Origin of the sequence: Streptomyces sp. ME02-8801-2C (assembly GCF_033793965.1) — a bacterium.
Classification (GTDB): domain Bacteria; phylum Actinomycetota; class Actinomycetes; order Streptomycetales; family Streptomycetaceae; genus Streptomyces.
The window spans coordinates 205,646-230,509 of record NZ_JARAXP010000013.1; the positions used below are offsets into that span (position 1 = coordinate 205,646).

Here is a 24,864-nt window from a genome sequence, read left to right on the forward strand (position 1 = left end):
AAATACGGTCCATGAATCCCACTGACTACTCGGTTGCCTGGGATTTTCCAGCCACTCGTCGTGCCTGGACGATGCACATGGTGATGAATGTTATTGGCTTCATCGGCTGGATTGCGGCCTGGATCGGCCTGCTGTATGTGCTCATTGTGTTCTTGTCGCCGGGTTTCGTCTTCCTTTTCGTGCTACCTTTCGCATACTGCTTCTATCGAGCTGCGACTCAGCTGCGCTATTTTCCTCCTGCGATTCGCATGCGGCGAATTCTTCATGCGTATCCGTGGCAGGTACTGCACGATGTTTCGCATGGGTTGAGTAATCATCCGAATGTCTCGGATAGGCATCACGGTTGGTTCGAGTTTCCCAACCCTGCTTACCCTGATCAAACACTTCCCCTTGTTTTCTCTCAGCAAATCCGTACGGAATGGTGGCACCGACGGATGGCCCCTCGTGCAAGGTCGCAACTGAAGGCGCAGATCGGTGTTATTTGGTTCGCTGGCGATCCGCGTTTCATCGGGCTCATCGCCGCGTCCACACGCGATGAAGGTGTGCCTTGCCGCATGCATGTTCTTGAACAGCGGACAGGGCTGCAGGATGGTCAGAGCCTTACGGACTGGGGTGTCACTCCGGAGGATATCGAGCGCGGTCGACGCGTAGGTATTTACCCAGCCCATTCTTGACACACGTTCGGAATAAACTTTGAAGACTCCCGCATTTGTCCTGCACGACTCAGTCAATGACCCCCAAGCGGAGCTCTGGTTTGCTCAACCCGCTGGCTTCACCGATCTCCCCTTCAAAGTGTTTCTTTCCGAGCCCGGATCCCCAGCCGCCGACAACCTGCGTGCGGCAGTTGCTCCGTTTCTCGACTCGGCGCCGAATGAACTGGTGCGCCAGCAGTTCATTGCCAACGTCGCGTCAGGGCAGCAGTTGCTCGGAGCACTCCACGAGGTTGGTACGGTGCACTGTTCCATCGGTCTGCACCGCGATGATGTGGATGACGCGGGTGCGAACATCGGCCAGCCGTTGCTCTCCTTCTTCACGATCTCCTGGCGTGACACTGCCGTCTCTCCGCGCGGCGTCACGGCCGCCCGCGCGGTGACGTCCGCCGTCGGGCACACACGCATCGAATTTCTCGAGCTCCCTTGTGGGCCTGCGACGCTCAGCGAGAGCACGCTGAGTCCGCCAGCCGAAAGTGGCCTTTCACAGCAGCCCCTCCTCCAGGTCCACGCGCACCTGCCTCATCCTGACTGCAAGCGCATGGCTGTTCTGACGGTCAGCACGACAGCGGTGGCCCGCAGAGCGGAGTACCGCGGGATTCTCCAGCAAATTGCCGAGACAGTCAGCTTCGAGAATCCGCTGGACTTCGTGACGAGTGAGGATCGTTGACACAGAACAAGGAATCCATGGATGGAGTAGCGGCAGGGCGCTTTCAAAGCGCTGCAGCTCATGAATTTATGCAGGTCACGGCCGTGCGACGGTGTATCGGTGACCCGTCACGTACGCGAGCGCAACGGCCACGCGCCGCGTCCTGAATGCGGTCTGCCCGGGCGGGCTCGCCGACCTGCTCGGCACCGATCCGGCCGGGGCCAGCACCCCTCGCGGTGGACGGCAAGAGCGCCCGGGGCGCGCGCACCGTCACCGGACCGGCCGCGCACCTGCTGGCCGCTATGGCGTTTGAGCCGCAGCAGCAAAATCGGAGAAAATGGGCGAAAGGTGCACGGTCAAGGAACGGGAACTCCCGTGGCCACGCCCCATCCTCCGCTGCCCTGGGCTTTACAAACCGCCGTCCAGCATCCGCCCACTCGTCAGGCAATGAGGCGTCGGCTCGAAGGCCTTGCGGGCCCCGAGATGCCGCCAACGCGAAACCGCGCGTGGCAACAGGGCCCGATGAATGGCCGGATGAGTACCGTGAACGCGCCAGTACTGCCCAGACGTAGGTGAGGTGTGTGTGCCGTGCGGAAAGTCGTCCTGATGATGTCCATCTCCCTCGACGGGTACTTCGAGGGACCCAACCGTGAGATCGACTGGCATCTCGTCGACGAAGAGCTTCACCGGTACTTCAATCAGAAGGCCAAGGCCATGGGTGCCTTTCTTGAAGGGCGTGTCACCTATCAGCTCATGGCCGACTTCTGGCCCACCTACGATGCCGGCGCCGAAGCCGACAGTACGGACCCCATGGTCGAGTTCGCCGGGATCTGGCGGGACATGCCGAAGTACGTGTTCTCCCGGACCTTGGAGCATGCCGACTGGAACACGACCATCGTGAGGGAGGTCGTCCCGGAGGAGATTCGGGCGCTCAAGGCGCAGGCCGACGGGGACATGGCGGTCGGCGGTGCCGAGCTCGCCGCCGAGTTTCTGCGGCACGACCTCGTGGACGAGTTTCATCTCTGCGTCCACCCCGTGCTGATCGGACGAGGCCGGCCGCTCTTCACCGAGGCCGACCACCTCACCCGGCTCCAGCTCGTCGAGACACGTACCTTCGGCAACGGCGTCGTACTCCTGCGGTACGAGCGAGTCGGCGGCGGTCGGTAGCGGTATCGGCGCGGGTCGTTGTCAGTGGTCCCTGCCAGACTCCCCGCATGACGACCGACAGCGTGACCGACGGCAGGGCCGGCAACGACGTACAACTCCGTGACGTCGTCGAAGCCGATCTGGAGTTCCTCCTCGCCTACGAGCATGATTCGGAAGCTGTACGGCGGTCGCGGTTCACGCCCCGACCGAGGGACGCCTTCATGGCGCACTGGAAGACGAAGATCCTCGGCGACAGCACCGTTTTCGTGCAGACCGTCACCGTGCGCGGTGAGCCCGCCGGCAGCATCGTCGCGTGGTGGGAAGGCGAACAGGGGGTCGGCGGCTATCGCTTCATCGGGTACTGGCTCGGGCGGCCGTACTGGGGAAGGGGCATCGGGAGTGTCGCCCTCGGGCTGTTCCTGTCGCGTGAGACCCATCGGCCCCTCTACGCCGATCCGTTCGCCGGGAACGTCGCCTCCGTCCGCCTTCTCGAGAAGCACGGCTTCCGTTGTACGGGTACCGTCCGTCACGGCGACGACGAACACCTCATGCTCGTCCTGGACGCGGGCCTGTCATAACGGTCATGAGGGTTACGACGGGTCGTACTCGCCCGTCGCTCCGTCGATCAACTCCCGCACGATGTCCATGTGCCCCGCGTGCCGTGCCGTCTCCGCCGTCATGCGGACCAGGACCCAGCGCAGCGAGCACTCGTCGTCCCGCCATGTCGGCTTGCCCAGGGTGTCCAGGGGGAGTTCCGTCAGTACGCGGTCGGCGGCGGCGCGGGCGCGGGCGTAGAAGTCGGTGATCTGGGCGATGGTCTCGTCCGGGCCCGCGGTCATGTCCTCGCCGAGGTACGGGTCGAACCAGAAAGGCTCCGGCTCGCGGCCGAACGTCTCCACGAACCAGCCGTACTCCACCGACGCCAGGTGCTTCACCAGCCCCAGCAGGCTTGTGCCTGACGGTGTCATCGATCTGTGGGCCTGCTCCTCGTCCAGGCCCTCCAGTTTCCACAGCACCGCGTCCCGTTCCTGGTCGAGCTTCGCGCGCAGTGTCGTCGTCTCGTCGTCGGCGTACAACATGTCCCGCACCACCTCCGCTTTCCCTATCCGCTGTCCGTCTCCGCTTTACGGCCCGGCTGTCACCGTGGCGAAAATTAGCAGCGGGTACTGACAGCCGCCTGCGAATATCACCCCCATGTCCTTGCCCGATCCCGTACCCGAAACCGGGCCCACGTCCGCGTCCGCGCCCACCTTCGAGCAACTCCTCGCCGAAGGGGCCGCCGTTCCCACCGACGGCTGGGACTTCTCCTGGTTCGACGGTCGGGCCACCGAGGCTCGGCCCTCCTGGGGGTATGCCCGGGCCATGGGGGAGCGGCTGGCCGGTGTGTCCGCAGCGCTCGATGTGCACACCGGGGGCGGTGAGGTCCTCAACACCGCCCCGAAGCTGCCGCCGCTCACCGTCGCCACCGAGGGCTGGCCGCCGAACGTCGCCAGGGCCACCGCCCTGCTGCATCCGCGCGGCGCGGTCGTCGTCGCCGTACCGGACGACGCGCCGCTGCCCTTCGCAGCCGACGCCTTCGACCTGGTCGTCAGCCGGCACCCCGTAGTCCCGCACTGGACCGAGATCGCCCGTGTCCTGCGGCCAGGCGGTACGTACTTCGCCCAGCATGTCGGGCCGGCCAGCGCGTACGAACTGGTCGAGCACTTTCTTGGACCACAGCCCGACCAGCAGCGCAGCGCTCGCCACCCCGACCGTGAGCGTGCCGGTGCGGAAGCCGCCGGGCTGGAGATTGTCGACCTGCGCGCCGAGCGGCTGCGCATGGAGTTCTACGACATCGCCGCTGTCGTGCACTTCCTGCGCAAGGTGATCTGGATGGTGCCCGGGTTCACCGTGGAGGCCTATCGCCCCCAACTCCGGTCCCTGCACGAGCTGATCGAGGCCGAGGGTTCGTTCGTGGCGCACAGCAGCCGCCATCTGTTCGAGGCTCGCAAGCCCTCCGTCTGACAGGCCTCGGGGACAATCAGGGATATTCGCGTCATTTCATGGCTTAATGCAGGCAAACATCCGGATATCGCTCAGGCCCATCTCAACGCGTCCGAATATTGGCGAAATCTCGGCACTCTCGCTCGATGCGCGAGAGATGTGTGCGTATGCCCGAAAAGGCTTCACGAGGTTTCCACATCGTTATCGCGAGGGTTCGTGAGCATGGGTCGCCGTCGCGTAAATTTGAGTAAAGGGCAATTCGCGTGAGCAAAGTGCGCGGGTGGTACCGCGCGGAGGAGGGGCCTGCGCGGTGCCAGGCCCACCCTCTCCGGGGCTCGTCGGAGTTCGCCCCGCTCCTGCTCAGCGGCCCTCCGGCGGTGCGTCGTCGGTGTGGATCGAAAGCCGCACTCCCCGTCGAACCCCCCACCTCTCCAGGGCTCCGGCCTCCGCCTCCAGGATCGACCGCACCCAGGGGCGGGGTAGTCCAACTCGGCCCGGGCGCATGGTTCTTACCGCCCGGACCCGCGTGTTTGCGTCCAGGTAGGCGACGTCGATCGCGAACCGCATCCCGAACGTGTGTATGGAACTCGCGGGCTTCAGGAGCAGTGCGCCCTCGATGCCGTCCCGGCCCAGCAGGCCGCGCCGGCGCGCTCGGCCCGACTCGGCGAGCTCCAGCAGTACCGGTTCCGGGGTCTGGGGCGTGGTGAACGAGGCCATGACTGCGAAGTTAGCGACGGCGTCAAGCGGGCGTTCGCGACGGGGTCGCCCCTGGGAGGGACGCCGCGTTCGGGGTGCCGCCCGCGGGTGTCCGGCACTCGAATGGCGCTGTAGCGCCCGGGGGTGTGCATCGTGAGGTGAAACGTGCTGGATGCCTCCGGATTCCCTCGGATCCCCCGAATTTTCCTGGGAATCAGCTGTTTTCCGGCCATGATCCGGCCATGAAAACCCCGTTCCGAGGCCATCCACGCGTTGTCGGGTGACTTCGGAGAGTAGTTGTTCCGCGCTGATGCACACAGCATCACTCACGAAGGGTTATGGTGGAAACCCCCCCTCGGGCCGGTCCGTCTCCCCCCCACGGACCGGCCCGTTTTTTGTGCCCGGACGAGCCAGCCGGATACCGCCGCTCTCCAACCCTCCCGCTCCGGGCCTCTCTCATCTCGGCCGCCTCCCGCTCCGACCCTCTCGCGCGGCCCTCTCCCGCTTCCGACCCGCCTCCGCACCCTCACCCCCGATCCACCTCCCCAACCCCCCTCCCCGGGCACGCGCTCCCGTTGCCCACGCCCGAATTCCCCAGGCCCGACACGCACGCCCCCATTCGCTCAGGCCCGCCCCCCCCCGGCACGCCGACCCCGCACGCCCGACCCCGTACGCCCGACCCCGTACGCCCGACCCCGTACGACCGGCCCCCGCACGACCGACCCTCGTACGCCCCTATTCGCTCGGGCTGATTCCCGCACGCCCGAATCCCCCGCCCAGTTCCCCGGCCTCGAGGCTCCCCAGTCCCGACTCCCCCCGCCCAGTTCCCCGGCCCCGAACACCCCCAGTCCCAAATCCCCCGCGCCCAGTTCCCCGGCCCCCTTCCCGCGCCCCCATCCCCCGCCCCCGAACCCCACTCCCCTTCCCCCAGGCGCAAGACCCCCCGCCGCGCAGCGGTACGCTTCCCCCTCCGGGGATCGCCACCCCCGAGGACCGCCACGGGCAGGGACCGCGGGCCAGGGATTGCGCTCGGCCGCGCCTGTCCGATCCGTACGGAGGGGCTGACAAACACGTGAAGCTGCGCGACAACCTGCGCCGGCTGCTGGTCAGGGTCTACACACGCAGGGTCGAGGGTCATCTCGACCACGACCAGGTGCCCAAGCACATCGGCGTCATCGTGGACGGCAACCGGCGCTGGGCGAAGGCGGCGGGCTCCACCACCGCCCAGGGGCACAAGGCCGGCGCGGACAAGATCGAGGAGTTCCTCGGCTGGTGCTCCGAGACGGACGTCGAGGTCGTCACCCTCTGGCTGCTCTCCACGGACAACCTCACCCGCTCGCAGGAAGAGCTGGCCCCGCTTCTCGGAATCATCGAGAACGTCGTGACCTCCCTCGCCGCCGACGGCCGTTGGCGCGTCCACCACGTCGGCAACCTCGATCTGCTCCCGGGTCGGATGCAGACCCAGATCAAGGAGGCCGAGGAGTCCACCGCGCATGTGACAGGCGGAATACTGGTCAACGTCGCCATCGCGTACGGGGGTCGGCAGGAGATCGCCGACGCCGTGCGGTCGATGATGCTGGACGCCCACGACAAGGGCACCTCGCTGGAGGAACTCGCCGAGAGCGTCGACATCGACATGATCGGCAAGCACCTCTACACCAGCGACCAGCCCGACCCCGACCTCGTCATCCGTACCAGCGGCGAGCAGCGGCTGTCCGGGTTCATGCTCTGGCAGACGGCCCACTCGGAGTACTACTTCTGTGAGGTCTTCTGGCCGGCCTTCCGCAAGGTCGACTTCCTGCGCGCCCTGCGCGACTACGCGGCTCGCCACCGGCGGTACGGCGGCTGAGCGGCCCGCTCCGCAGGCTGTTCACCGGCCTTGCCCCTGAGGTCGAGGGTGCGGAAGTAACAAGGAGTTCACCAGCGCGCCGCCATGCGGCGTGGCATGGTCGCGCATGTTCGAGGGCATAAGCCAAGCAGGTCGACACCCGAACCACGGGTGTCGTATCTCAGCGGACGGCACGGGGCCGTCCGCCCGGGAGGCCCTTTGCACCAGCCCGACCGTGTGGTCACAGCACGGGCGAACAGGCGGAGGGCCGGTTCTCGGCCCGCGCACAGCGGCCGTCGACCGGTCCAGATCTCCTTCGTCGCTCCCCGACCTCATCCGAGGGGGTACGTCCTTCCGTGGTGACCAGCACAAAGCGCCGTATGCCAGACCGGCGCACCTATGTTCTCGACACCAGCGTCCTGCTGGCCGATCCAGGCGCCCTGAACCGCTTCGAGGAGCACGAAGTCGTGCTGCCGATCGTCGTGGTCACGGAACTGGAGGCCAAGCGGCACCATCCCGAACTCGGGTACTTCGCCCGGCAGGCGCTGCGCCTGCTGGACGAGTTCCGGGTCCGGTTCGGTCGTCTCGACGCCCCGATCCCGATCGGGGATCTGGGTGGGACCGTCCGTGTCGAGCTCAACCACTCGGACCCCAGCGTGCTGCCAAGCGGCTATCGCCTGGGGGACAACGACTCCCGCATCCTCGCGGTCGCCCGCAACCTGCAGGCCGAGGGGTACGACGTCACCGTCGTGTCGAAGGACCTGCCGCTCAGGATCAAGGCCTCGTCCGTCGGTCTCCTCGCCGAGGAGTACCGCGCGGAACTGGCCATCACGGGCTCCTCCGGCTGGACCGGAATGTCCGAACTGACCCTGGCCGGCGAGCAGGTGGACCTCCTCTTCGAGGAAGGGCACGCCTACGTCCCCGAGGCCGCCGAACTGCCGGTCCACACCGGTCTGACGATCCAGTCGGAGCGCGGCAAGGCCCTGGGGCGCGTCACGTCCGAGGGCAACGTCCGCCTCGTACGAGGGGATCGTGAGGCGTTCGGTATCAAGGGGAGGAGTGCCGAGCAGCGGATCGCGCTCGACATCCTGCTCGATCCGGACATCGGGATCGTGTCGATGGGCGGCCGGGCCGGCACCGGCAAGTCGGCGCTCGCGCTGTGCGCGGGGCTGGAAGCCGTGCTGGAGCGGCGGCAGCACCAGAAGGTGATGGTCTTCAGGCCGCTGTACGCGGTGGGCGGGCAGGAGCTGGGCTATCTGCCCGGCTCGGAGTCCGAGAAGATGGGCCCCTGGGCCCAGGCGGTCTTCGACACGCTGTCCGCGGTCACCAGCCGCGAGGTCATCGAAGAGGTCACCGCGCGCGGCATGCTCGAAGTGCTGCCCCTCACCCACATCCGCGGCCGGTCGCTCCACGACGCGTTCGTGATCGTGGACGAGGCACAGTCGCTGGAGCGGAACGTCCTGCTCACGGTGCTGTCCCGGATCGGCGCCAACTCGCGGGTGGTCCTCACCCACGACGTGGCGCAGCGGGACAACCTGCGCGTCGGCCGGTACGACGGTGTCGTCGCCGTCGTCGAGAAGCTGAAGGGCCACCCGCTCTTCGCGCATGTCACCCTCAACCGGTCCGAACGCTCCCAGATCGCCGCCCTGGTGACCGAAATGCTGGAGGACGGGCACATCTGACCCTCCATGGGTGAATAGGGAGTCGGTATATCGGCGCCGTCCGGCAAAAGGCGAAGAGCCTAGCCGGACGGCGCTTCCGCGTCTGCGGCTTTCCTCAAATCACTGGGGGCAAACGAGGTGTGAGCTTTCACACGCAACTCAGAATTGCCACCCGGCGTCCGGTTACGGCAGAGTCTCACTCCTGTCAGGCCCCGCATACGGCACATCTGTATCCCCAGTAGTACGGCACCACAGAAGCACCGCCTTCAACTCCATACCGCCGCCGTATGCCGCCCGCGCACCACGCGGCGCTCCCCGCAAGGGAGTTGCCCACCGGGCCCGTGCCTCCCGTGACCCGCAGTTGGGAGGCCAGTGTCTCGGGGCAAGATTGCGTCCGCCAAGGTCACCGAAGCGGGCGATGCTGGAAGGAAACCGTGTGAGCCGGATTTCGGTCCGGGGACTGGCAGTGGCTTCGGCCACCGCGGTCACCGCTGTCGGCGCAGTTACGGGTGTGGCCTCGGGCCAGACCGGGACCCCCCAGGACGCCGAGGCACTGGTGGGCGACACCACGCTGCTCACGGACATCCCCGTGGGTTCCCAGGCCGAGGTGCAGACCGCGTCCCTGACGCAGCAGGCCGACATTCAGGCCATCGCCGCCGACGCCACCGCAAAGAAGGACGCCGAGGAGTCTGCGCGCAAGCAGGCGGCCAAGGACGCGGTGGCCAAGCAGAAGGCCGCCGAGAAGGCCGAGGCCGAGGCAAAGGCGCGCAAGGAAGCGGAAGAGGCGGCCAGCCGTTCCGCGACACGTGACGCGTCCAGCTTCCCGCAGCAGGCCTCGTACTCGATCGCCGAAGTCCAGGACATGGCGCGCCAGATCGTCCCGGCCGACCAGTTCCAGTGCTTCAGCAACATCGTGGACCACGAGTCCAGCTGGAACTACCAGGCGGACAACCCCAGTTCCGACGCGTTCGGCCTGGTGCAGGCGCTTCCGGGTTCCAAGATGTCCTCGGCGGGAGCCGACTGGGCGACGAACCCGGCCACCCAGATCAAGTGGGGCCTGAGCTACATGAACGACCGCTACGACAGCCCGTGCGGCGCGTGGAACTTCTGGCAGGCCAACCACTACTACTAGGCCTCCAGGGTTTTCCGGGTCCGCCGAGTCTCCCGCGCCCCGGTTCTCTCAACCTTTCCGAGCCCCTCACCGTCCTTCGGTGGGGGGCTTCGGCCGTGTACGGTCAGATACGGACCGTCGCTCCCGTGGCTCGCGAGCTGTAGGGGAGAGCGGTGGGCAGAGGGAGAGACGGGGGACGAGGGCGGATCATGTCGCGAGTGCCGCATTGGCTCGGCCGGGCCGGTGCCCGGCTGACCGAGATGGGTCAGCGGTTGGACGCACGCCGGGCCGAGGTGGAGAAGGAGCACACGGACGTCGCGCACGATATGCACGACGTGAACGTCACGGATGACGTGCACCTGCCGCACGGCACCGAACCGGCGCGACAACAACCGGGCATCTCACCGATCGCGACATCCCCCGAGACCTCCCCGGCGACTTCAGCCGCGCCGTCCCCCACGCCGTCCTCCCCGCCCGACCACGGGTCCGAGCGGGAGCGGTCTCCCGCCGCCGCGACCACCACCACCCTCACCGGTCCTGGCGCGGTCGCGGTCCGGCCCGAGCCCGCTTCCGTCGTCCCGTGGGGCGTACGCGTCGCGGCCGAGGCGGGCTGGCGGCTGCTGGTGCTCGCGGGCACCGTCTGGGTGCTGATGCGGGTCATCAGCGCCGTCCAACTCGTCGTCTTCGCCTTCGTGGTGTCGCTGCTCATCACGGCGCTGCTCCAGCCGACGGTGGCCCGCCTCACCCGCTGGGGCATGCCGCGCGGGCCCGCGACCGCGCTCACCGCGATCCTCGGGTTCGTCGTCATGGGGCTCATCGGCTGGTTCGTGACCTGGCAGGTCATGGAGAACATCGACAACCTCGCCGACCAGATCCAGGACGGCATCGACGAGCTGCGCAACTGGCTGCTCAAGAGCCCCTTCCACGTCACCGACAAGCAGATCAACGAGATCGCCGAGAACCTGCGCGACGCGGTCGGCGCCAACACGGACGAGATCACCTCGGCCGGCCTGGAGGGCGTCACGGTCATCGTCGAGGGGCTGACCGGCATACTGCTGGCCGCCTTCTCGACCCTCTTCCTCCTCTACGACGGCAAGCGCATCTGGCAGTGGACGCTGAAGCTGGTCCCGGCGGCGGCCCGTCCCGGGGTCGCCGGCGCCGGTCCGCGGGCGTGGCGCACGCTGACGGCGTATGTGCGCGGCACGGTGATAGTGGCTCTGATCGACGCCATCTTCATCGGCCTCGGCATCTACTTCCTGGATGTGCCGATGGCCGTCCCGCTGGCCGTCTTCATCTTCCTGTTCTCCTTCATCCCGCTGGTCGGCGCGGTCGCCTCGGGCGCCCTGGCGGTGGTGGTGGCGCTGGTGACACAGGGTGTCCTCACGGCGGTGCTGGTGCTGGCGGTCGTCCTGGCCGTGCAGCAGATCGAGGGCCACATCCTGCAGCCGTTCATCCTGGGCCGGGCGGTCCGGGTCCACCCGCTGGCGGTGGTGCTGTCCGTCGCGGCGGGCGGCATGGTGGCGGGGATCGGCGGCGCGGTGGTCGCCGTACCGCTGGTCGCGGTGACGAACACGGTCGTCGGCTACCTGCGCGCGTACTCCCAGGCCCACACCCAGGAAACGGCGTCCCTACGCCACGCCCCACCGCCGCGCGGAGCGACATCGGCAGAAATCGCCCTGACCAAGTCCCAACAACGCGCCGAGCCAACCGATGCCCCCAAGGGGCCGTAGGCCCCCTCAAGGGGCGCGGGGAACTGCGCGACCAGCCACAGCGAACCGGCGGTCGACGCGCAGCGCACACCAACGCACCTCACCCAAAGGTCAGTTGAGCACCTTCAGGGCGGGCCCCAACGCGATCAGCAACGGGATCAGCGGGGCCAGGCCGGCGGCCAGGAGCGCGGCGGCGCGGTACGGCACGTCAAGGCGCGGCGGAGGCGCGAGCAGCCGCTCGACCCGGTCACCCAGCTGCCCCCGGGTGCACGCGCAGGACAACACGCCCCGGTGACGGTTGAGTTCGATCAGGGCGAGCGCGGTGGTGCGGTGGCCGCAGCGCCGGGAAGCCGTGTCGTCGGCGGCCAGTTCGACCAGGCGGTGCGTCTGGTCCCGGAAGTGCGTGAAGACCGGGACGCGCGGGAAGCCGGTGGCGAGCGCCTGCGAGAGATGCAGCAGCCAGTCGTGGCGGGCGCGGGCGTGACCGAGCTCATGGGCGAGTACGGCGTCCAGCTCATGGTCCGAAAGCCGGCGCAACGCGCCCGTGGTGACGACGAGTTGAGGCGTCGGCCCCGGCATCAGCCAGGCGTCGGGATACTCGTCCTCCAGAACCAGCAGCGGCCCCTGGGCGGCCGGAAGACCGGCGGGCAGATCCGGCGCACGCTCCCGCAGATGTACGCGTCGCAGCCGGCGCCGTCTGCGCGCCTCGGCGAGTTCCCGGGCGAGCATGGCGACCGTCCAGGCCGCCCCGCAGGCCAGCAGCAGCGTCAGTACGGTGAGCCAGACGGGCGCCCGCCCCAGCTGGTAGGCGGCGGTGACCGAGGGCGGCGCGGGCGCGAAGGCGTGGGCGCGAACCGTGCCGAACGCGGCCGTCGCGCCCAGCAGCAGGGCGGCGAGGCAGCACACCAGCACGGTGGCGACCAGGCACTGCCACACCCACAGCCCCAGCACGGGCTCCCGGTCGGGCCACCCGGCCCGGGTCAGCACACGCGGCAGCACGGCGGCGGCCGTCAGGGCGACGGCGGCCATCAGCACCAGGACGACGGTCATGCGGGCGGCTCCCTCTGACGGATGAACACGGTCCTCGCGGCCGGTACCACGAAGGCGGCGACGAACGGGGTGAGGGTCGGCCCATTGTCGGACGTACCGCGAGCCGCGTCCAGTCACCCGCCCGGCCCGTGACGCCTGCTCCACTACTCCGCGAGGATCGCCTCCGCGTCCAGTGTCGTGCCGACGGCCTGGACGACCGCCGCGATCCTGAACGCCGCCTGCACCGTCTCCCGGTCGACCCCCGCCGCCCGCAGCACCCGTTCGTGGGCGTCCAGGCAGGCGCCGCAGGCGTTGATCGCCGACACCGCCACCGACCACAGCTCGACGTCGGTCCGCTCGACGCCGGGATCACCGAGCAGGTTCGCCCGCAGACCGGCGCGCAGCCGCCCGTACTCCGGGTCGGAGAGCAGATGGCGAGTGCGGTGGAAGACGTTGCTCACCGCCATCGAGGCGGCGGTCGCGCGGGCGGCCGTGTACGCCTCCGGGGAGAGCCACGCCCTGGCCTCCGGCCCCAGCTCGCGCAGTACGCGAGGTGAGCGGGACGCGATCGCGCAGACCAGCACGGTGCCCCACAGCCGCTGCCCGGTGAGCCCGGAGCCGTCGATGGCCCTCCCCAGGTTGACGCGCAGGTCCGCCGCGTAGTCCGGCAGAGCGGACTTCAGTTCGGCGAGGCCCATACCCAGTCACCACCATTGATCGGGAGAATCACTACACTCTGCCATGTTGATCCGTGAAAGCTATCAAACTGTGAGTGAGGAGTACGGCATGGCCGCGGCCAGGAACACCGACGGGCGCCGTCGGCCCAGTCTCGCCCAGCTGCGCGCCTTCGTCGCCGTCGCCGAGCAGTTGCACTTCCGGGACGCCGCCGCCGCGATCGGCATGAGCCAGCCGGCCCTCTCGGGTGCCGTCGCCGCCCTGGAGGAGGCGCTCGGCGTGACCCTCGTCGAGCGCACCACCCGCAAGGTGCTGCTGTCGCCCGCCGGTGAGCGGCTCGCCGTACGCGCCCGGGCCGTGCTGGAGTCGGTCGACGCGCTGATGGAGGAGGCCGAGGCCGTGCGCGCGCCCTTCACCGGGGCCCTGCGGCTCGGGGTGATCCCGACCGTCGCGCCCTACCTCCTGCCCACCGTCCTGCGACTGGTCCACGACCGCTACCCGGACCTCGACCTCCAGGTCCACGAGGAGCAGACCGCCGGCCTCCTGGACGGGCTCACCACGGGCCGGCTCGACCTGCTGCTGATCGCCGTACCGGCCGGACAGGCCGGAATCGTCGAACTCCCCCTGTTCGACGAGGACTTCGTGCTCGTCACGCCCCTCGGGCATCCGCTCGGCGGCCTCACGGACATCCCGCGCGAGGCGCTGCGCGAGCTCGACCTGCTGCTTCTCGACGAGGGGCACTGTCTGCGCGACCAGGCGCTCGACATCTGCCGCGACGCCGGGCGCGCCGACGCCCCGGTCACCGCGACGGCCGCCGGTCTGTCCACCCTCGTCCAGCTCGTGGCCGGCGGCCTCGGGGTGACGCTGTTGCCGCACATCGCCGTCAAGGTCGAGGCGGGCCGCGACGACCAGCTCCGCACCGGCCGCTTCGCCGCCCCGGCCCCGGCCCGCCGGATCGGCCTCGCGATGCGCGCGGGCGCCGTGCGGGGCGCGGAGTACGAGGAGCTGGCGGTGGCTCTGCGGGAGGCGCTGAGGCCGTTGCCGGTACGGGTGTTGGGCGACTGAACAGGTGACTGTTCGATCAAATGAGCGTCGAACAACGACTGTTGGGCGGCGATAGAACTCAAGTTCCGTCAGGTGACAAGACCCCGGCCTGAATATGCGCCCGGACTGATACACATACCCCCTCAGTGCTACGCGTCAGGCGTATGTGCGAAATGCCGATGGGCAAGGTCAAGGGGAGTGATGTCGGTCATCCGCGATTCCGTATCCTCCCCGGACTGCCCGCCCCCGGATTCCCTGTCCCCGGACTCCCTCGGCCGGATCGGCTACGAGCTGCTGCTGAACTCGCTGGCCGACTGTGGGCGCGAGGAGTTCACCGGGGCGCTGCGCGCGTCCGGCAGTCCCGGTGGCACCTTTCATTTCCGGCGGGGTCTCGTCGTCGGCGCCGAGAGCCCGGGCGCCCCCGCCCCGGAGGCCCTGCTGCTGCGCTCGCGCCGGATCAGCGGGGAGGAGTGGGCCGAGCTGGTGCGGGAGGCGGGGGGAGCGCGCTGGCCGGGCGCGGAGCTGATCAGGCACGGGTACGCGGGCGCCGTCCAGCTGCGCGTCGTCTGCATGATGGCGTTACGGGACGCCGTCTTCGCGGTCGTGGCGGGCCGGGTGGACGCCTGTGAACGCGACCCCGGGGCCGAGCCGTTGGCCCCCGTCCCGGTGGGGGAGGGGCCGGTCCGGCTGCTCCAGGACGCCAACCGCAAGCTCGCCGCCCTCGCCGCCCTGCCCCACCCGGTACGTCCGAACCGTGAGCGCCCGAGCCCGAGTTCGGCGACGGTGGCGGTCGGCGAGGGTCAGCTCACCCCCGTACAGCAGGAGTTGCTGGCCCAGGCAGACGGCCGCCGGACCGCTCGTGACCTGGCCTTCCGTACCGGGCGGGGGGTGTACACGGTGACCGTCGAGGTGGCGCGGATGGTCGGGGCCGGGCTTCTGGAGTGCGCCGAGGGAGCAGGGCCCCTTCCGGTCGTACGGGTGCCGGAGGAGGGACTGCGGCAGCGCCGGCCGCCGCCCCCTCAGCCTCCGGCGCCGCCCCTGCCCCCGCCTCCTCCGCCCCCTCCTCCGTCGCCGCGGGTCGATCCGGCCGTCGTCACCGCGTTGGCCGCCGTCCTCGCCTCCGACGCACCGGCCGTGCAGCGTCCCGTGCCCCGGCCGCAGGCTCCCGCTCCCGCACTGCCCCGCCGTGAACCCGGCGCCAGTGGCATCACCGAATCTCTCGCCCCGGAAAAGCGCGGGGCGAGCTGGAAAGGGTTCTTCCGCATGCGGAACGGAACCCATGGCAATTCGTAGCAGCTCATTGAAGTTCATGAAGTCATAGGGGAGTTGAGTACATGGACCACAAAGCGCTGGCCATGGAAATGCGCGACCTGCGCGAAAAAGTGGACGGAATCACCGACACGGCGATTGCCGCGACCGACGGACTGCTCATAGCGGCGGACACCGCGGAGTCGATCGACCCCGAGGGCCTCGCCGCCATCGCCGCCGCAGGACTCGGCCTCGCCCGCCGGGCCGCCGAGGCGACCGGACGCGGCACCCTGCGCCGGACGGTCACCTACGGCAGCCAGGGCTGCGCCGCGTTCTACGCCGTCGGGGACATGGCGCTGATGGTCGTACTCGGCGACGAGGGCGTCGACCTGGAGCGGCTGCACAGGGCGACCCAGCCGGCGCTGCGCCGGATCGGCACGATCCTCACCGCGCCGGACCCGGCCGTGGCGACCGAAGGAGTGTGAAGGAAGGGATGGGGACGAAACGCATGACCGCAGGCTTCTCCGACCAGGTCATGAGCCTGGTCAAGGCACTCCGTACCGATGCCCCCGAGTGTGTCGCGTCCGGGGTGGTCGACATGGCCACCGGGATGCTTCTCTCGTACGAGACGGTCGACAGCCATCCGCCGGAGGTGCTGGACCTGCTGGCGGGCGCGACTCTCGACCTGTTCCAGGGCCGTACGGTCGTGATGATCGAGGACGTGTTCAAGGAACGGCGGGGCGTCCAGAGCGACGAGCACTTCTTCCAGGAGATCCTCGTCAACAGCGAGAACCTCACTCACCTGTTCGTGCGGCTGAACGAGCAGCAGGACGTCGTCGCCGTGGTCGTCTGCCGCAAGGCGGTCAACGTCGGCATGCTCTTCGCCCAGGTGCGGCGGGTGGTCAAGGAGTACAGCCTCTGAGCGACTGAGCCCCTCCCCAGGAAACCGAGGTCCTGGAGAGGGGCCCGTGCGCCGGCCGGATCGGGGGAGCCGGACGCGGGGGAGGACGGCTACTCGGTCCGCAGGCCGTCCGGTCGCATCAGCCGCAGCAGCGGTGGCAGGCTCAGCGCCGTCACCAGCAGTACGACACCCGCGCCGATGCCGGTCATCGTGAGTACGGCGGCCCCGTCGACGCCGATCGACCTGCTCGTCATCTTCAGCAGGACGACGCCCAGGACCAGCCCCACCACCGTCGACAGCAGCAGTCCCAGTCCGACAGGGATCGCCGTCTGCCACAGCACCGACAGGCTCAGGGTGCGCCGCCGGGTGCCGAAGGCGACCAGGGACGACAGCAGCTTCCGGCGCTCACGCAGCTGCTCCAGCTGGGAGACCAGCAGACTCACCCCGATCAGCAGCAGGACGACGGTGGAGCCGACGAACAGGCCGGTGCGGATCGAGTTGAACTGCTTGGTGCGGTTGGTGGCCGTCCAGGTCTGGGGATCCGCCAGGGGGTCGATCCGCGCCGCTGTGTTGCGGACCAGGTCGGGGGCGTCAGCCACCCGGGGATCGAGGCTGACGAAGATACGTCCGGCGGCCTGCGCCACGATCTCCTTGGGCAGGGCGCCCGGTGTGGCGAGGAGGCCACCGTTCTCGCCCCCGGCCGGGTCCTCGCGCGAGGCGGCCTGCTTGAGGCCCGCCGGCACCGTCCAGGCGACCGCCGGTTTCTCGGACTCCAGACTGCGCGGGCTGATCCACACCTTCAGGCCCGGTTCGACCGCCAGAGCCGTGTCCGTCTCGTAGTCGGCACCCCGAACGGCGAAGACGTCGCCGTCCCGGCAGGAGGGGAGCCGGCCCACCTCGCGCAGCGCCACGCAGTCGCCGATGGTCACCTCGGTGTACTTCTGCGCGGACTTGGGCTTCTCGCCCAACGAACCGTAGAAGAGAACGGTGACCTTCCGAACACCCTCGGTTTCAGCGATGTGTCGGCCCGCCGGGAGGAGCGGGACGTCTTCGGGTACGCCGACCTCCATCTGGGCCCGCTCGACATTCTGTCTCGACGGGGTCTCGTAGGCGCCGGAGACCCCTGTGAAGAACATCTGCAGCGCGATCGCGCCGGCCACCGCCACCGCGATGCCGTTCACCATGCGGGCCGCCGTGCCGCTGCTCAACTGAAGCCGTCGGACGGCCAGTTGCCAGGAAAGTCCACCGGAGCCGAGCCGGGCGACCGCTGCCTCGACGACCCAGGGCAGAAGCGCGGTCACCCCGATGAGCAGCAGCGAGACACCGACGATGACGAGGAGGTCGTTGAAGTTCCCGGAGTCGTTGCCCTGCCCGATCATGGGGTAGAGCGCCGCGACCCCGCCCAGCGGCAGCAGCAGCCGCCACCACAGGCGACGGCGCGGGGGCCGAGCCGTGCGCACCACACCGAGCGGTTCGATCACCACACCGCGCAGCGCGAACAGGGTGACCAGCACGGCGGCCACCGGCACGACGACCCCGACCAGGACGGCCGGCGCCGGCGCCGGATTCAGGTCGCTGGGGAACACACTCAGGTTGAGGATGGAGATGTATGCCGCTGCCTGACGGCCGATCAGGAAGAAGACGGTGCCGAGGACGAGCCCGACCGCGGCACCGGCGAAGGCCTCGCCCGCGGCGACCCGCCGGGTCATCATGCTGTCGGCCCCGACCAGCCGCAGCGCGGCCAGCCGCCGGTCGCGCCGCTCACCGCCGAAGCGTACGGCCGTGGCGATGAAGACGCCGACAGGCATCAGCAGCACCACGAAGGCCACGAGGGTGAGCAGGATCAGTACAGGATCCATACCCTCGGTCGCCGGATGCGGATCCCCGAACCGGTTGAGCCGCGCCACCACACCGCCGGAGAAATGTTTCGACAGCCCCTCGCCACCCCGGTAGAAGGTGAGTTCGGCCGGTCCGACGAGCCCGCTGTCCTTGATGGTGCCGACGATCCGGTCCGGCAGCCGTTCCCGCAGCAGCTTGCCGTCGTCGGACTTCAGCAGCCGATCGAGAGCGGGCGAGACGAACATCTCCCCGACCGCGGGGAACTTGTCGACCCCTGGCGGCAGGGGTGCCCGTGCCCCTTCGGGTTCCAGTTCCCGCCCGCGTATGTCGTCCGTGCGGAAGGTCGTGTCGACTCTGGCGACGACCAGGGTGTTGTCGGCCTTCGGCAGCTGCTTGTCGACGAACACGACGTCCGTGCGGGCGCTCTCGCGCTCGTGCCGGGCCGCCAGCGCGCTCGGGATGGCGGTCGTCAGCAGCAGCAGCGCCACCCCGAGCCCCACGCCGACGGCCGTCAGCAGAACCCGTCCCCAGCCCTCGCGTCCGCCCGTGAAGGCGAACCGGACCCCCATGCCCAGGTCCTGTGCCCACTGCCGTGCGCTCATACGACGCGCTCCATGTCCCGCGACTTCCCGTCCCGTACGACGACCTCCCGGTCCGAGTAGGCGGCCACCCGTGCCTCGTGCGTGACGAGCACGACGGCCGCGTTGGTCGACCGGGCGGCCTCGGTGAGCAGCTCCATCACGCGCTCGCCGTTGAGCGAGTCGAGGGCGCCGGTGGGCTCGTCGGCGAACAGCACCCGGGGACCGGTGACCAACGCCCGCGCGACGGCGACGCGTTGGCTCTGGCCGCCGGAGACCTCGCCGGGCCGCTTGCCCTTGAGGTCGTCGACCTCGAGCCGTTCCATCCAGGACAGCGCGGTCCGCGCGGCCTCCTTGCGGGAGACCCCGTTGAGACGCAGGGGCAGCGCCACGTTCTCGACGCAGGTGAGTTCGGGGACGAGCTGCCCGAACTGGAACACGAACCCGAACTCGGAGCGCCGCAGCTGACTGCGCCGCGTGTCGCTCATCCCGGCCAGCTCGAGCCCGTCGTACGCGATGGACCCGGAGTCGGGCGGCACGATCCCGGCGAGACAGTGCAGCAGGGTCGACTTGCCGGACCCGGACGGGCCCAGCACGGCGACGACCTCGCCGGGGTGTATCGAGAAATCGGCGCCGTCGAGCGCGTTCGTCGAACCGTAGGTCTTGCGCAGCTCGGTCGCGACGAGCAGGGAACCGGGAGGCGCGGCCATGGGAGCGGTCATCAGGCCGTCACCGCCTGGGCGAGTTTGTCGAGCCGCGCGGCGGTCAGCTCCAGCCAGCGCAGATCGGCTTCGAGATGGAACAGGGCGTGGTCGCAGATGAGCTGGTCGGCGAGGCCGCCCTTGCGCTTGCGCTCGGTCAGCATGCGCATCATCCGCAGATGCTCGGAGCGCTGAGTGTCGAGGATCTCGCCGGCGTTCCGGTGCGTGAGGAGCGCGAGGACGACCTTCGTGTAGAGGACCGACTGCAGATACGGCTCGGGCTTCTCGGGTGTGGCGAGCCACCGCTGTACGTCGGTGACCCCGGCGTCGGTGATCGCGTAGCGCTTCCGCTCGGGCCCGTCGCCGGCCTCGATCCCGTCGACCTCGACGAGCCCGTTCTTCAGCAGCCGGGACATCGTCGAGTAGACCTGCCCGTAGTGCAGCGGGCGATCGTGCCCGAACTTCTCGTCGAAGGCCCGCTTCAGGTCGTAACCGTGTCGGGGGCCGGACTCCAGGAGTCCCAGAAGGGTGTGACCGATGGACATGGGAAGGACTATACGCACGGGGTATACGTGGTGTTTATACGTGCGGTGTATAGGTCGTGGAGGAGGGTGGGACGAAGGGGGCGGCGGGTCGGTGAGTGCGCAGGTGGGGGCCGATTGTCACGGTTCTGTCACCGGCAGCCGTTTCAGGGCCGGACGGGTCTCCCCAGCCCGTCCGGCACTTGGGCGCGATGCCCGTCAGGCCGACGGGGGTCCGGAGGTGGAGCTTCCGGGAGGGCGCCCGCGCCGGGGGATCGGCCCGGCGTCCCCCGGCAGCCGCCCCGCCTCCGCCAGCGCCCGCCGCAGCACGAACTCGATCTGCGCGTTGGCCGAACGCAGCTCGTCCCCCGCCCACCGGGCCAGCGCCTCGTACACGGCGGGGTCCAGCCGCAGCAACACCTGCTTGCGCTGCTGCTGCGGCCGACGCGGGGTGCGCTCGGGCTCTTCGGGCGCCGGGCCCCCGGCGGAATCGCTCACTGGTACAGGGACCCCGTGTTCAGGACCGGCTGGGCCGCACGGTCACCGCACAGCACCACCAGCAGGTTCGACACCATCGCCGCCTTCCGTTCGGAGTCCAGCTCCACGATGTCCTGCTCGGTGATCCGGGCGAGCGCGGCCTCGACCATCCCCACCGCGCCGTCGACGATCAGCCGCCGCGCGGCCACGACCGCCCCCGCCTGCTGCCGCTGGAGCATCGCGGAGGCGATCTCGGGAGCGTACGCGAGGTGGGTGAAGCGGGACTCGATGATCTGCACCCCGGCCGCCGCCACGCGCGCGTGCAGCTCGACGGCCAGCTTCTCGGTGATCTCCTCGGCGTTGCCGCGCAGCGAGAGCCCGTCCTCCTCATGGGCGTCGTACGGGTACTCGATGGCGATGTGCCGGACGGCGGCCTCGGTCTGGGTGGCGACGAAGTCGACGTAGTTGTCCACCTCGAACGTCGCCTGCGCGGTGTCCTTGACCTTCCACACCACGACCGAGGCGAGCTCGATCGGGTTGCCGTAGGCGTCGTTGACCTTGAGGACGGCCGTCTCGTGGTTGCGGACCCGGGTCGAGATCGTGGTGCGCGACGTGAGGGGGTTCACCCAGCGCAGCCCGTCCTGCCGGATCGTCCCCCGATACCGCCCGAAGAGCTGGACGACCCTGGCCTCGCCCGGCGCGACCATGTTCAGGCCGCACATGGCGATGAAGGCGGACAGTGCGATCAGAATGCCGGGGACGATCAGTGCGGCCTTGGCCCCGCCATCGGAGACGGTCGTCGAACTGACGGCCATGCCTATACCGAGTGCGAGTCCGAGCAGTCCCAGCAGCAGGGCGAGTCCGCCGCCGATGCTGTGCGCCCGGGTCTCCCGGATCTGAGGGTCGGGCATGTCGGGCAGATCGACGCCGGGGTCGGTGGTCGGAGTGGAGTTGTCCGTGGTCATGGATGGTTCCCCCGTTTCGTGGCTGGTGCAGCCGGGCGCCGCTGCGGCGCTAGCGGCGTCCTATCTAAGTGATATCACTTTACCCTGCCCGGCAACCTTCCGCACCCTCCAGCGGTCGGTTCCATTGGGGCGGGTGCTGATTGTCACGTCCCGGAAAGACGGGATCGGAATCTCGTCGTCATATCTGCCGGTGTTATTTTTCTGAGCTGACCTGACCCACGAACTTGTGTGCCGTACGAGACGGAACGCAAGAAGGAACCGGAGCGAAGCGACCCATGGGACGAGCGGACGAGAGACGAGCGCGGCAGCAACGCGGTGGCCGCCGCGCGGCGCCCAAGCGTTCGACCCAGCCGGTGTCGACCGGTACCGACGACGCGGCCGGAGCCGAGAGCGGGACCGCGGTCGGCACCGCGACCGCGAGCCTGCCCCAGGGCCGGGCGGCGGCCCGAGCGGCGGCGCGCGGCAAGGGCGGAAAAGGCGGCAAGGGCGGTAAAGAAGGTAAGAGTTTCATCCGCCGGCTGTTCACCTGGAAGAAGATCCTCGGCGCGTTCTTCGGCTTCGTCCTGCTCGGCATGGGCGGCTTCATCGTGCTGTACCTGATGATCGACGTGCCCGCCGCGGGCAACGACGCCGCGAAGCTCCAGAGCAACATCTACAAGTACAGCGACGGAACGGTCCTCGCCCGCACCGGAACGGTGAACCGCGAGATCGTGGACCTGTCCGACGTACCCAAGAAGGTCCAGCTGACCTTCGTCGCGGCCGAGAACAAGTCCTTCTACAAGGACGCCGGCGTCGACCTCAAGGGCACCGCCCGAGGTCTGATCAACACACTGTCCGGCAAGGGCAAACAGGGTGGTTCGACGATCACCCAGCAGTACGTCAAGAACTACTACCTGGACCAGAACCAGACCGTCACGCGCAAGCTGAAGGAGCTGGTCATCTCGCTGAAGGTGGACCGCGAGAAGACCAAGGACTTCATCCTCGCCGGCTACATCAACACCAACTACTACGGCCGCGACTCCTACGGCATCCAGGCCGCCGCGCAGGCCTACTTCCGCGTCGACGCCAAGAAGCTCACCGTCGAGCAGGGCGCCTACCTCGCCGCGCTGCTCCAGGCGCCGAGCCAGTACGACTGGGCGGTCGCCTCCGAGACCGGCAAGAAGCTGGTGACCGCCCGCTGGAACTACGTGCTCGACAACATGGTCGAGGAGGGCTGGCTCGACCAGGCCACGCGCTCCACCATGAAGTTCCCGTACCCGAAGGACCCCAAGGGCGCCCCCGGCCTCGAGGGCCAGACCGGCTACCTCGTCGACGCCGCCAAGAGCGAGCTGGCCAAGCAGCTCGTCGCGGAGGGCACGGCCGACGACGCCGAGGACGCCAAGGCGCAGGTCGACGCGGGCGGCTGGACGATCACGCTCAACATCGACCGCAAGAAGCAGGTCGCGCTGGAGCAGGCCGTCAAGAGCCAGCTCACCAGCAAGCTCGACGCGAAGAAGCGCAAGGTCGACGGCAACGTCCAGGCCGGTGCCGTGTCCGTCGACCCGAAGACCGGTCGGGTGCTCGCGCTGTACGGCGGGGTCGACTACTTCAAGCACTACTACAACAACGCGACCCGGCGGGACTACCAGCCCGCGTCCACCTTCAAGCCGATCATCCTCGCGGCGGCCATGGAGAAGCAGGCACGCACGCAGGACGGCGACCTGATCAACCCGGACACGATCTACGACGGCACGAGCGGCCGGCAGGTGGTGTCCGACGGCAAGAAGGTCGGCTTCGGCCCGCCCAACGAGGACGACGCCGACTACGGCGACGTCACCGTCCAGATCGCGATGAACAAGTCGATCAACTCGGTGTTCGCACAGATGGGCGTCGACGTCGGGATGCCCGAGGTCATGGAGGTCGCGGACGAACTCGGCCTGGACACCAAGGGGCTGCAGGCGGTGCCCGCGCAGACCCTCGGCACGATGGGCGCGAGCCCGATGGAGATGGCCGGCGTCTACGCCACCATCGACAACCACGGCCGCAAGGTCACCCCGGCCATCGTGGGGTCGGCCGAGCACAAGGACCGTACGGTCGAGATGCCCTCGCCGCTCGGCGAGCAGATCATCACCCGCGAGGCCGCCGACGCGGTCACGTCGGTGCTGACGGGCGTGGTCAACGACGGTACGGCCAAAGCCTCGGTGGCTCAGGCGAAGAACCGCAAGAGGCAGCAGGTGGCGGGCAAGACAGGGACATCCGACAAGAACAAGTCGGCCTGGTTCACGGGCTATACGCCGGGCCTTGTCACTTCCGTAGGTCTGTTCGGTGAGGATTTCAAGACCCACGCTCAGGTTCCGCTGTACGGCGCGGGAGGCTTCCCCCGGGTCAACGGCGGCGGTTACCCGGCGAAGATCTGGGCGGAGTACACCTTCGGTGTGATGGACAAGGTGACCAAGTTCGACCTGGACACCAAGCTGGGCGCGGGCGTGAAGCCGACGGCGTCACCGACGCCAACTCCCACGCCGACGCCGACGCCGACGCCGACTCCCACGCCGACCCCGACGCCGACGCCGACTCCCACGCCGACCCCGACGCCGACCCCGACGCCGACCCCGACTCCGACGCCGACCCCGACTCCCACGCCGACGCCGACTCCCACGCCGACCCCGACGGGCCCGGCGGGGGGCATCACCTTCAGTCCCCCCGCCCCGGAAGACGGCCAGTAAGCATGTTTGAGAAGGGACCCAGCCGATCGGTCGGGGCGTTACTCGTACGGCCGATCAGCTGCGCATAGTGCGATGGATCGCGTGTGGTGTGGTTCCGCTCGCCGTCGCCATGTTCGGTGCGAGGCCGATTCGAGCCGCGTTCAGTTCCGACGTCGATCCTTATCCGGTACACGCAGATCGCCTGGGGGCGGGATCAGGTTGTGCTCCTGGGCATGCTGATGAGGCTGATGATCAGTGGCCAGGGCGCCGGCCCAGATCAGGAAGAACGCGGAGGCGGCGACGCAGATTGGCCGTTCCCGTGTGAGGCAACTTCTCCAATGGATGACCTCCTGAAGAGAGGGGGAAGACCGGCGTGTCCGGGGCGCGCTGGGAGAGACGACGGCCGGCTCGTAGTCGCACACGTTGGCTGGGGAAAGAAATGTCAGCCGCAGGATGTCCGGTAGACGCCGGAGGCCGCCGATTAAGCCCCGATATGCGCGGATCGTCTAGGGTCGCTCGGCGACTCAATTTCGGGACATTGCGGGTGCAATAATCCCGTAGGGTGCGTTTCTGAATGTCCAGATTTAGATCTTGGGCATGTTGTTCCTAGCCTCGATCTTTCGTGACGGTCTGCCGACGGAGTCGGTAGACCGTTTCGCCTTCCGCGGCTGCTGGCGGGCAGGCCGGTAGCCCGACTGTCGTGTCGGGT

23 protein-coding genes are annotated in these 24,864 nt (G+C 68.7%); 14 read left to right on the forward strand and 9 right to left on the reverse strand.

Annotated elements, in window-relative coordinates:
* Nucleotides 1-11 precede the first annotated feature (11 nt).
* The 4 genes from PV396_RS34275 (at nucleotide 12) to PV396_RS34290 (ending at nucleotide 3,083) form a co-directional block, all read left to right on the forward strand.
* Nucleotides 12-674, forward strand: a complete 663-nt coding sequence (locus PV396_RS34275) for a hypothetical protein (protein WP_319211331.1) — start codon at nucleotides 12-14, stop codon at nucleotides 672-674.
* A gap of 19 nt (nucleotides 675-693) precedes the next feature.
* Nucleotides 694-1,380 (forward strand): hypothetical protein, encoded by a 687-nt coding sequence (locus PV396_RS34280; RefSeq protein ID WP_319211332.1) that lies wholly within the window; start codon nucleotides 694-696, stop codon nucleotides 1,378-1,380.
* A gap of 567 nt (nucleotides 1,381-1,947) precedes the next feature.
* Nucleotides 1,948-2,526 (forward strand): dihydrofolate reductase family protein, encoded by a 579-nt coding sequence (locus PV396_RS34285; protein WP_319211334.1) that lies wholly within the window; start codon nucleotides 1,948-1,950, stop codon nucleotides 2,524-2,526.
* Nucleotides 2,527-2,573: 47 nt separating this feature from the next.
* The gene (locus tag PV396_RS34290) at nucleotides 2,574-3,083 is read left to right on the forward strand and encodes a GNAT family protein (protein ID WP_319211335.1); all 510 of its coding nucleotides are present in this window, start codon (nucleotides 2,574-2,576) and stop codon (nucleotides 3,081-3,083) included.
* Between the two features lie 12 nt (nucleotides 3,084-3,095).
* On the opposite strand, the gene PV396_RS34295 is transcribed toward PV396_RS34290, so the two are convergent.
* Nucleotides 3,096-3,584 carry a DinB family protein gene (locus tag PV396_RS34295; RefSeq protein WP_319211337.1) on the reverse strand — a complete coding sequence of 163 codons (489 nt, stop codon included), beginning with the start codon at nucleotides 3,582-3,584 and terminating at the stop codon, nucleotides 3,096-3,098.
* Between the two features lie 115 nt (nucleotides 3,585-3,699).
* On the opposite strand from PV396_RS34295, the gene PV396_RS34300 reads away from it, so the two are divergent.
* A complete protein-coding gene (locus tag PV396_RS34300; protein ID WP_319211338.1) occupies nucleotides 3,700-4,509 on the forward strand; it encodes a class I SAM-dependent methyltransferase in 810 nt (269 codons plus the stop codon).
* Between the two features lie 339 nt (nucleotides 4,510-4,848).
* Here PV396_RS34300 and PV396_RS34305 read toward each other — a convergent pair whose 3' ends face one another.
* Complete coding sequence (locus PV396_RS34305; protein WP_319211340.1) at nucleotides 4,849-5,205, reverse strand: DUF192 domain-containing protein; 357 nt, start codon at nucleotides 5,203-5,205, stop codon at nucleotides 4,849-4,851.
* A gap of 1,051 nt (nucleotides 5,206-6,256) precedes the next feature.
* On the opposite strand from PV396_RS34305, the gene PV396_RS34310 reads away from it, so the two are divergent.
* From PV396_RS34310 to PV396_RS34325, 4 genes are all read left to right on the forward strand, one after another.
* Complete coding sequence (locus PV396_RS34310) at nucleotides 6,257-7,033, forward strand: isoprenyl transferase (protein ID WP_319211341.1); 777 nt, start codon at nucleotides 6,257-6,259, stop codon at nucleotides 7,031-7,033.
* 335 nt (nucleotides 7,034-7,368) lie between these two features.
* Nucleotides 7,369-8,694: a PhoH family protein gene (locus PV396_RS34315; RefSeq protein ID WP_319211343.1), complete on the forward strand. Its 1,326-nt coding sequence runs from the start codon at nucleotides 7,369-7,371 to the stop codon at nucleotides 8,692-8,694.
* Nucleotides 8,695-9,091: 397 nt separating this feature from the next.
* Nucleotides 9,092-9,805, forward strand: coding sequence for a transglycosylase SLT domain-containing protein (locus PV396_RS34320; RefSeq protein ID WP_319211345.1), 714 nt, complete (start codon nucleotides 9,092-9,094; stop codon nucleotides 9,803-9,805).
* Between the two features lie 188 nt (nucleotides 9,806-9,993).
* A complete protein-coding gene (locus tag PV396_RS34325; RefSeq protein WP_319211347.1) occupies nucleotides 9,994-11,514 on the forward strand; it encodes an AI-2E family transporter in 1,521 nt (506 codons plus the stop codon).
* Between the two features lie 90 nt (nucleotides 11,515-11,604).
* Here the strand turns inward: PV396_RS34325 and PV396_RS34330 are convergent, their stop codons facing one another.
* Together PV396_RS34330 and PV396_RS34335 are read right to left on the reverse strand one after the other, a co-directional pair.
* Entirely contained in the window at nucleotides 11,605-12,543 is a 939-nt protein-coding gene (locus PV396_RS34330) for a M56 family metallopeptidase (protein ID WP_319211349.1), read from the reverse strand.
* 143 nt (nucleotides 12,544-12,686) lie between these two features.
* Nucleotides 12,687-13,220: a carboxymuconolactone decarboxylase family protein gene (locus tag PV396_RS34335; RefSeq protein WP_319211351.1), complete on the reverse strand. Its 534-nt coding sequence runs from the start codon at nucleotides 13,218-13,220 to the stop codon at nucleotides 12,687-12,689.
* Between the two features lie 88 nt (nucleotides 13,221-13,308).
* Here PV396_RS34335 and PV396_RS34340 point away from each other — a divergent pair, with 88 nt between their 5' ends.
* The 4 genes from PV396_RS34340 (at nucleotide 13,309) to PV396_RS34355 (ending at nucleotide 16,411) form a co-directional block, all read left to right on the forward strand.
* Nucleotides 13,309-14,262 carry a LysR substrate-binding domain-containing protein gene (locus PV396_RS34340; protein ID WP_319211353.1) on the forward strand — a complete coding sequence of 318 codons (954 nt, stop codon included), beginning with the start codon at nucleotides 13,309-13,311 and terminating at the stop codon, nucleotides 14,260-14,262.
* 180 nt (nucleotides 14,263-14,442) lie between these two features.
* Complete coding sequence (locus PV396_RS34345) at nucleotides 14,443-15,534, forward strand: MarR family transcriptional regulator (RefSeq protein ID WP_319211354.1); 1,092 nt, start codon at nucleotides 14,443-14,445, stop codon at nucleotides 15,532-15,534.
* A 41-nt stretch (nucleotides 15,535-15,575) separates the two neighbouring features.
* A complete protein-coding gene (locus PV396_RS34350) occupies nucleotides 15,576-15,974 on the forward strand; it encodes a roadblock/LC7 domain-containing protein (protein WP_319211356.1) in 399 nt (132 codons plus the stop codon).
* An 8-nt stretch (nucleotides 15,975-15,982) separates the two neighbouring features.
* On the forward strand, nucleotides 15,983-16,411 hold the full coding sequence (locus PV396_RS34355; protein ID WP_319211358.1) for a hypothetical protein: 429 nt from the start codon (nucleotides 15,983-15,985) through the stop codon (nucleotides 16,409-16,411).
* A gap of 89 nt (nucleotides 16,412-16,500) precedes the next feature.
* Here PV396_RS34355 and PV396_RS34360 read toward each other — a convergent pair whose 3' ends face one another.
* The 5 genes from PV396_RS34360 to PV396_RS34380 form a co-directional block, all read right to left on the reverse strand.
* Nucleotides 16,501-18,831, reverse strand: coding sequence for an FtsX-like permease family protein (locus tag PV396_RS34360; protein WP_319211360.1), 2,331 nt, complete (start codon nucleotides 18,829-18,831; stop codon nucleotides 16,501-16,503).
* On the reverse strand, nucleotides 18,828-19,517 hold the full coding sequence (locus tag PV396_RS34365; protein ID WP_319211403.1) for an ABC transporter ATP-binding protein: 690 nt from the start codon (nucleotides 19,515-19,517) through the stop codon (nucleotides 18,828-18,830). The genes PV396_RS34360 and PV396_RS34365 overlap by 4 nt, the downstream gene beginning before the upstream one ends.
* Before the next feature lie 11 nt (nucleotides 19,518-19,528).
* A complete protein-coding gene (locus tag PV396_RS34370) occupies nucleotides 19,529-20,053 on the reverse strand; it encodes a PadR family transcriptional regulator (protein WP_319211361.1) in 525 nt (174 codons plus the stop codon).
* A 195-nt stretch (nucleotides 20,054-20,248) separates the two neighbouring features.
* Nucleotides 20,249-20,527, reverse strand: coding sequence for a hypothetical protein (locus tag PV396_RS34375; RefSeq protein WP_319211363.1), 279 nt, complete (start codon nucleotides 20,525-20,527; stop codon nucleotides 20,249-20,251).
* A complete protein-coding gene (locus tag PV396_RS34380; RefSeq protein ID WP_319211365.1) occupies nucleotides 20,524-21,471 on the reverse strand; it encodes an SPFH domain-containing protein in 948 nt (315 codons plus the stop codon). Before PV396_RS34380 ends, PV396_RS34375 begins: the two co-directional genes overlap by 4 nt.
* 275 nt (nucleotides 21,472-21,746) lie before the next feature.
* On the opposite strand from PV396_RS34380, the gene PV396_RS34385 reads away from it, so the two are divergent.
* Nucleotides 21,747-24,176, forward strand: a complete 2,430-nt coding sequence (locus PV396_RS34385) for a transglycosylase domain-containing protein (protein ID WP_319211367.1) — start codon at nucleotides 21,747-21,749, stop codon at nucleotides 24,174-24,176.
* Nucleotides 24,177-24,864 lie beyond the last annotated feature (688 nt).